The sequence below is a fragment of the Xenorhabdus anantnagensis genome (assembly GCF_028598555.1).
Lineage (GTDB): Bacteria > Pseudomonadota > Gammaproteobacteria > Enterobacterales > Enterobacteriaceae > Xenorhabdus > Xenorhabdus anantnagensis.
In genome coordinates, this window is sequence record NZ_JAQRFN010000027.1 from 38,489 (window position 1) to 45,894 (window position 7,406).

At 46.1% G+C, this 7,406-nt stretch carries 11 protein-coding genes; all 11 read left to right on the plus strand.

The window, feature by feature from the left end:
• The first annotated feature begins 3 nt into the window (after positions 1-3).
• Positions 4-342 carry a DUF5347 family protein gene (locus PSI14_RS16345; RefSeq protein WP_273576894.1) on the plus strand — a complete coding sequence of 113 codons (339 nt, stop codon included), beginning with the start codon at positions 4-6 and terminating at the stop codon, positions 340-342.
• Positions 343-434: 92 nt separating this feature from the next.
• Positions 435-2,432: a replication endonuclease gene (locus tag PSI14_RS16350; protein ID WP_273576895.1), complete on the plus strand. Its 1,998-nt coding sequence runs from the start codon at positions 435-437 to the stop codon at positions 2,430-2,432.
• A 115-nt stretch (positions 2,433-2,547) separates the two neighbouring features.
• Positions 2,548-2,775 (plus strand): hypothetical protein, encoded by a 228-nt coding sequence (locus PSI14_RS16355; RefSeq protein ID WP_273576897.1) that lies wholly within the window; start codon positions 2,548-2,550, stop codon positions 2,773-2,775.
• Positions 2,776-2,794: 19 nt separating this feature from the next.
• The gene (locus PSI14_RS16360) at positions 2,795-3,031 is read left to right on the plus strand and encodes a DinI-like family protein (RefSeq protein WP_273576898.1); all 237 of its coding nucleotides are present in this window, start codon (positions 2,795-2,797) and stop codon (positions 3,029-3,031) included.
• Between the two features lie 248 nt (positions 3,032-3,279).
• Entirely contained in the window at positions 3,280-3,483 is a 204-nt protein-coding gene (locus PSI14_RS16365; RefSeq protein ID WP_086110225.1) for a tail protein X, read from the plus strand.
• Between the two features lie 37 nt (positions 3,484-3,520).
• Complete coding sequence (locus tag PSI14_RS16370; RefSeq protein WP_273576899.1) at positions 3,521-4,024, plus strand: lysis system i-spanin subunit Rz; 504 nt, start codon at positions 3,521-3,523, stop codon at positions 4,022-4,024.
• Positions 4,025-4,212: 188 nt separating this feature from the next.
• A complete protein-coding gene (locus PSI14_RS16375; protein WP_273576900.1) occupies positions 4,213-4,848 on the plus strand; it encodes a phage baseplate assembly protein V in 636 nt (211 codons plus the stop codon).
• Positions 4,845-5,195 carry a GPW/gp25 family protein gene (locus PSI14_RS16380; protein WP_273553563.1) on the plus strand — a complete coding sequence of 117 codons (351 nt, stop codon included), beginning with the start codon at positions 4,845-4,847 and terminating at the stop codon, positions 5,193-5,195. Before PSI14_RS16375 ends, PSI14_RS16380 begins: the two co-directional genes overlap by 4 nt.
• 22 nt (positions 5,196-5,217) lie before the next feature.
• Positions 5,218-6,126 (plus strand): baseplate assembly protein, encoded by a 909-nt coding sequence (locus PSI14_RS16385; protein WP_273576902.1) that lies wholly within the window; start codon positions 5,218-5,220, stop codon positions 6,124-6,126.
• Entirely contained in the window at positions 6,119-6,727 is a 609-nt protein-coding gene (locus PSI14_RS16390) for a phage tail protein I (RefSeq protein ID WP_273576903.1), read from the plus strand. The genes PSI14_RS16385 and PSI14_RS16390 overlap by 8 nt, the downstream gene beginning before the upstream one ends.
• On the plus strand, positions 6,724-7,406 hold a 683-nt coding region (locus tag PSI14_RS16395), incomplete at its 3' end, for a phage tail protein (protein ID WP_273576904.1). The genes PSI14_RS16390 and PSI14_RS16395, both read left to right, overlap by 4 nt.

Consider the following 7,406-nt stretch of genomic DNA (forward strand, 5'->3'; position numbering starts at 1 on the left):
AATATGGCGAATACTGAGAAAGAAAAGTTTGCCCAGATTAACCTCGGTCAGCGGCTGGAAGGATTGAATCACCTGTCGAGGATCAGGGCGACATACTGGGGTGACAATGAAAGGGAGTTAAATCGGTTTTTTGCTGATATGCGTGATAAAAGAGACAGCCACTACGAAGAGAATAAACGAGCGTTATCTGCCATTTTCTATTTGGCGAATATCCCGCGTTTCCGCCACGATAATGAATTCAACCATTTCACCCAAGAGGAAAAACAGGCTCTGATCAAGGCGATGAATCATATAAAGGTCGTTGTCAGCCAGTTTCCGAAGTACCTGACACTGTCTAAGTAATTGCAGCTATCTCGTTAATTACAGCGTCTTAAACACGTAACAAATGGCATGAGTACGCCAGACTCCTGCATGTCCTTAATATGGTGAACTTGATGAATAGTAACGTAATTACTCATAAACAGAACAGTGATTATCTGATAGCCAAGAATAAACAAGCCGCGATGTTCCAGCCAAATACACCGCAAGGCGTTTCAATGGCGGAACGTTTGCTATGGGAAATCAACGCGGAAGATCATCAATGGCGTCACCAATATATAGGACAAATGCCTGATTTTCTGGCGAAATACTTCAGTCGTCGTTATGTCGATATCTTTAATCGCTCAGGCCGCCGTGATGCAAATTCTTTCCTGAGAAAAACGGTCGGGCAGAATGTGTTGCCGCGATTACAGTTAATAAAAGGACGGTATCAATTTCACCATTGTGTTTCTGGTATGGCACCTTTTCCTTTTATTGAACAATTGGAAAATGTGGCGACGTATGATCGCAAACAACTTTTGAAACTTGCTCACGACATTTCCATTTTTATTTCTGGTAATTATGAGCATTACTCTTCGGCTTTTTCCCAAAAGCACGCATCAATTTCCGTTGATTGTAAAGACGAGTCATTTTCCCGTGTCGCTAGGTTGTACCGGTTGCTGGCAAAGCTGACTTTGCAATGCGGCACTCGCCCCCCTTATTGGCAGCGTTTCAATTGCGGGCGAAAAATGCCATCGGTCGATCAACTCTGTTCTGGCATGTTGCGCATGATGTCTGCCCGCTGGTGGTATTTTCGCTTAAAGCGTCTGCGTGATATCCAATCTGAACATATGGCAATTGCCGTTGGACAGGTACAGCAAGCCGCTTCTCCTTATGTTTCACGCCAGGCATTGCGGGAGTGGCTGGAACAAAAACGGCGTAATCGCGAGTTTTTCAAACACTTTGATTTAGAAAATGAAAAAGGGGAACGAATTTCACTGGCGGATACAGTTGTTCATAGCAACGCGAATCCTGCGATCAGACGTTGTGAATTAATGGTCAGAATGCGCGGTTTTGAAGATGTTGCCAATAAAATGAACTGTGTTGGTGAGTTTTATACCATCACAGCTCCTGCAAAATATCATGCTACCCAGTACAAGGGAGGATTTGTTAAATCTTGGGATGGCGCAACTCCACGTGATACCCAACGTTATTTATGCAGTGTCTGGGCAAAAGCCCGTGCTGCGTTAGCTCGGGCAGGAATCAATCTATTTGGTTTCCGTGTGGTGGAACCACATCATGATGGTACTCCTCATTGGCATATGGTGCTGTTCATGTTGCCGGAGTATTTGCAGCAAGTCAGAGGGATCCTTAAGCATTACGCTTGCAAGGAAGAACAGAAAGAGTTACAGAGCGATGACGCTCAAAAAGCTCGTTTTGATTATAGGACGATCGATCCGAACAAAGGTAGTGCAACAGGTTACATTGCGAAGTACATTTCCAAAAATATTGACGGTTATGCGCTGGAAGAAGAAAAAGACCATGAAACCGGCGAATCCTTGCGCGATATGGCAAAATCAGTGACTGCTTGGGCGAGCCGTTGGCGTATTCGTCAATTCCAACAAATTGGTGGTGCCCCGGTTTCGGTTTGGCGCGAATTACGTCGTCTCAGGGAAGTACGTTTACCTGACAATAAGGTAAATGCCGTTTTGCAGGCGGCAGATGAAGGAAATTGGGCCGCTTATACTCAAGCACAGGGTGGGCCGTGGGTTGCGCGTTGTGATTTAGTTATTCGCTTATTTTACCAGCATATCCCTTTTGGCAGTCCTTATGGTGAAGATGTTCAATCTATACAAGGCGTGACTTCACCATTCTTGCCTTATGCAGGATTTATCTGTACACGCATTCATCAATGGACCATTGTCCCTAAATCAGAATCTACTGCCATATCAGGAGCAGAACGGATTGTTTATAAAACGAGCAAAAAATTTCCATCTTGGAGTTCTGTCAATAACTGTACGGATGAACAGGCTAATAGAAAGATAAAGTATTTTACAGATCGCAAAGTTGTCATAGTAGAAAAATCAATCAAACTGGAAAATAATTCTACGAAAACAAAAGATAATAGTTATTAACTATCAAATTTAATCACTAGAAAAGGTAAAAACTACTTTAAATTTTGTCTTATTACGTGTACTGTATATACATACAGCTTATTATATGGAGACGGATAAATCAGTGGAATCTCTTATGGAATCATTGGTAGCGCAACGTATCAATTTCATTGCTAGAATGGCAACAAGTTGCGAATGTAATCATGCGGAAGACAAAGAGCTGGCACTGGTTTGGATAGCGGAGCTATCTGCACCTTATGAAAAAAGATTTAACAGTTACCAGAGTAAACTGGATAGTAATCTGTTAGGTAATGAGGTGACCGGTAACAAAATGTTAAGGAATTCGGGTTCAATAGAAGAATAGATTTGGCGGGGGGAAAAGGATGCGAATAGAGATACTTTTCGATAAACGAGCTAATGTTTCTGAATCAGTCATGTCGTCACTAGAAAGTGAATTAAAAAAAAGAATATTACCACATTATCCTGATACAAATTTTAGAATTGCAGCCAGTAGCAGTACCTCCGTAAGAGTGACAGGGACTAAAAAAAGTAGTGAACACGATCACATAATGGAACTCATTCAAGAGGTTTGGGAAGATGATAGTTGGTTGTCTGATTAACGCTGACAAAGAATCAGTATTCTCCAATGGATGGGATAGCACGTAATTATAATTAAGATAAAACAGCACAAAGGCAGGAAATGATTTCCTGCCTTTGTGCTTACTGAAACAAATTTATATGCAGACTCAAAATTGTTCTTCATTTGTACTACTTACCTAACAATCTTACCTCATTGAGGTATTTTCCTGATTATTTGATCATAACTCTCCGATTTACTGACTATTTTCTGCGAAGAAAAGGAGAGTGTATGCAAGTTATTGCACAACAAAATGAAACGGTTGATGCCATTTGTTGGCGTCATTACGGCCGCACGTTGGGAATGACTGAGCGTGTGTTGCAGGCAAACCCCGGATTGGCTGACTTTGGCGCGGTATTGCCTCATGGAACGAAAGTTGAAATGCCAGAATTTATGCCTGCTGCCAGTAAACCCATTATCCAGCTTTGGGATTAAGGGGGGAGGCTGAACCGATTTGCTGGGAATTAGAACGATGAAGAAAATGCCTTTAATTGTGAGTTTGGTCATTGGCGGAAGCCTTGGCTGGTGGGGGCATCGTTCTCTGTCTCTCAATGAAGTGGCGAATTTGAAACAGCAACATGCTGCACAGCTTGTTGCCATCAATCAAAAAGCACGTTCAGAAATGTTGGCTGTTATTCAGCAAATGAAAGATGCACAAAACCGGGCAGCGCAATTGGATGAATATTATTCAGGAAAGTTAGCTTATGCTACCGAAAAAAATGCGGCTTTGCGTGCTGACATTACTGCTGGTCATCGGCGGGTGCAAATCGCTGGCGCCAATCTTGCTACCTGTCAGCTCACCCAAAACCGAGATACCAGCGCCCGCAGCATGGGCAATGGAACCCAAGTCGAACTCACTGCAAAAGCTGGACGCGCTATTTACGATATCCGAGCCGGAATGATCAGTGACCAAACCAAATTAGACTATTTGCAACAGTATGTACGTGATGTTACTCGGCAGTGTAAACCAGAATAATCGCATCTCATTGCAATGCCGTTCAGCATCATTCAATAAATCGTAAAAAGCCTTCTTTCACTCCGGAGAAGGCTTTTTGTTTTATTTAAAATCTTTTGATTTAAAAGGATTTTATCTCTGGATTTGTATGCTGTTTCCTACAAACCCAGTTTAATGTCCCGCCTGCTTTTTCATGGCATTCTTACGCCATGAACACACAACTCACTGAACTGCTGCGCTTAATGCGCAACCTGATTCGAACAGGCGTTATTACCCAAGTGGATACCACAAAGGGAATGTGCCGGGTCGCGACAGGCAATCTTGAAACCAATTGGCTGCACTGGTTGACATCCAGAGCGGGAAACGCCCGCACATGGTGGGCACCCAGTGTCGGTGAGCAGGTTTTATTACTGTCCATAGGCGGAGAGCTGACCACCGCCTTTGTATTGCCAGCGATTTTTTCAGATGAGTTTCCGGCTCCATCGACATCACCAGAAGCGGCACATATCCAGTTCCCGGACGGTGCCGTGATGGAATATGAACCGCAATCCGGCGCATTGACTGTGACTGGCATTAAAACCGCGACAGTGACTGCTTCGGATTCCGTCCATATTACCGCGCCGGAAATCACCTGTGTTGCCAGTACCCGAATTACGCTGGATACACCGGAAGTCATCTGTACGCAGCTGATGAGCACAGGCAACTTGATTGTGCGCAACGGCGGCAAAATGACGGGCAATATTGAACACACCGGAGGCACATTCAGTTCCAACGGCGTGGTCGTGGATTCCCACAAACACACCGGCATCAGGTCAGGCGGTGACACATCAGGAGGCCCCGTATGATGTATCTGGGAATGAATCGGCAAACGGGCCGAGAGTTGACAGATTTGGCACACGTCCGGCAATCCGTCAGCGATATTTTACTAACTCCCGTAGGCAGCCGTATCGCGCGTCGTACTTATGGCTCTTTGCTGCCTGAGCTGATCGACTGGCCACAGAACCCGGCGCTCCGGCTTCAGGTCATGGCGGCCAGTTTTACCGCAATCAGCCGTTGGGAGCCACGTATAACGCTGACATCTATCACGATGGAAACCCTACAGGACGGCAAAATGGTGGTGGATATCACAGGTACTTATCATCAATCCGCCAAGGAGTTTTCACTTTCTATTCCGGTGAGCCATTCCCGATGAGGCTATTTCTGAGAGGTAAAACATGCCAACAATCGATTTAAGCCAGTTGCCACCACCGGATGTGGTTGAGTCACTGGATTATGAACAACTGCTGGAAGAGCGTAAAAAAGGGCTGATATCACTCTATCCAGACGATCAGCAAGATGCCATTGCTCGTACTTTGCAACTGGAATCCGAACCTTTGGTCAAGTTGTTGGAAGAGAACGTTTATCGCGAGTTGCTCTTGCGACAACGGGTTAACGAAGCTGCTCGGGCAGTGATGGTGGCCTATTCAACAGGCAGCGATTTGGATCAGCTGGGGGCGAACAACAATGTATCCCGCATGGTTCTGAGTCCTGCGGATAACTCTACCGTACCACCAACCCCTGCGGTAATGGAATCTGACAACGACTATCGTGTTCGCATTCCACAGGCTTTTGAAGGCTTGAGCGTCGCCGGCCCGGTTGGTTCGTATGAATATCATGCCCGCAGTGCAGATGGCCGTGTTGCTGATGCCTCAGCAATCAGCCCGTCGCCAGCTAACGTTACTGTGACCATTATGTCACGAGAAGACAAAGGCGTTGCTTCCAAAGAGTTGCTGGAAATAGTCGAAAAAGCGCTGAACGACGAAAACGTGCGTCCGGTGGCGGATCGTCTGAAAGTCCAGTCGGCCAACATTGTGGAATATGAAATTAATGCGGTGTTGTACATCTTCCCGACACCAGAGTCGGAGCCTATCCGCAAGGCGGCAGAGCAGAAGCTGAAACACTATGTCGAGGCACAGCATCGTCTGGGACGTGATATTCGCTTGTCGGCGATTTATGCCGCATTGCATGTGGAAGGTGTCCAGCGCGTGGAACTGAAAGCACCGTTGAAAGACGTGGTGCTGGATAAAACCCAGGCATCTTATTGCATCAAAACCACCCTGACGATGGGAGGCTCGGATGAGTGATCGCCTTCTACCAATGGGCTCGACTCAGCTAGAAATTGCAGCGGCCAAAGCCTGCGCGGAATTGCAGAAGGTCAAAGTGCCGCTGCGTGAACTGTGGAACCCAGACACCTGCCCGGCATCACTGCTGCCTTATCTGGCATGGGCATGGTCAGTCGATCGTTGGGACGAGAACTGGCCTGAGAGTACCAAGAGGGAGGTCATCAAAAGTTCGCTGTTCCTGCACAAACACAAAGGAACAATCGGAGCAATTCGGCGGGTTGTCGAACCACTGGGTTATCTCATCCGCGTAAAAGAGTGGTGGCAGACCAACGATGCGCCGGGCACCTTCCGACTGGATATTGGTGTGTTGGATAGCGGTATCACCCATGAAATGTTCGAAGAATTGGAAAACCTGATTTTTGATGCCAAGCCAGTGAGCCGACATTTGATTGGGTTGGACATCAATCTGGATACACGCGGTGAATATCACTACTCGGCGGCAACTTACAGCGGTGACGAACTGACAGTTTACCCTTATTTCCCGGAACAAGTAACAGTATCCGGCTCAGAAATTGTGGGTGCGGGCATACATATTATTGATGACATGAGGATTAGACCATGAGTACCAAATATTTTGCGTTACTGACACAGTTAGGCGCAGATAAGTTGGCAAATGCTGCGGCATTGGGGACTAAAATTGAAATTACCCATATGGCCGTCGGTGATGGTGGTGGCAAGTTGCCAACACCGGACACCAAACAAACTAAACTGATTAATGAAAAACGTCGTGCGGCGATTAACATGCTGAGTATTGATCCTAAAAATACTAATCAGATCATTGCAGAGCAGGTTATCCCTGAAAGCGAAGGCGGCTGGTGGATACGTGAAATTGGCCTGTTCGATAAAGACGGTATTCTGATTGCAGTAGGTAACTGCGCAGAAACTTACAAACCTCAATTGCAGGAAGGTTCCGGTCGTACCCAGACCATTCGTATGATTCTGATTGTCAGCAGCGCTAACGCGGTGACATTGAAAGTTGATCCGTCAGTGGTTCTGGCGACTCGTGAATATGTTGATGACTCCATTCAGAAACATGCAAAGAGCCGTAACCATCCTGACGCGACGCTGAAAGAGAAGGGATTTGTCATCCTGAGCAGCGCAGTGGACAGCAATAGCGAAACCCATGCGGCAACACCGAAGGCGGTAAAAGCGGCTTATGACTTTGCGAATGCGGCGAATAATAATGCCAAAGCAGCAAACGAAAATGCTAATACTCGCTTGGAAAAAAATAAGAATGGTGC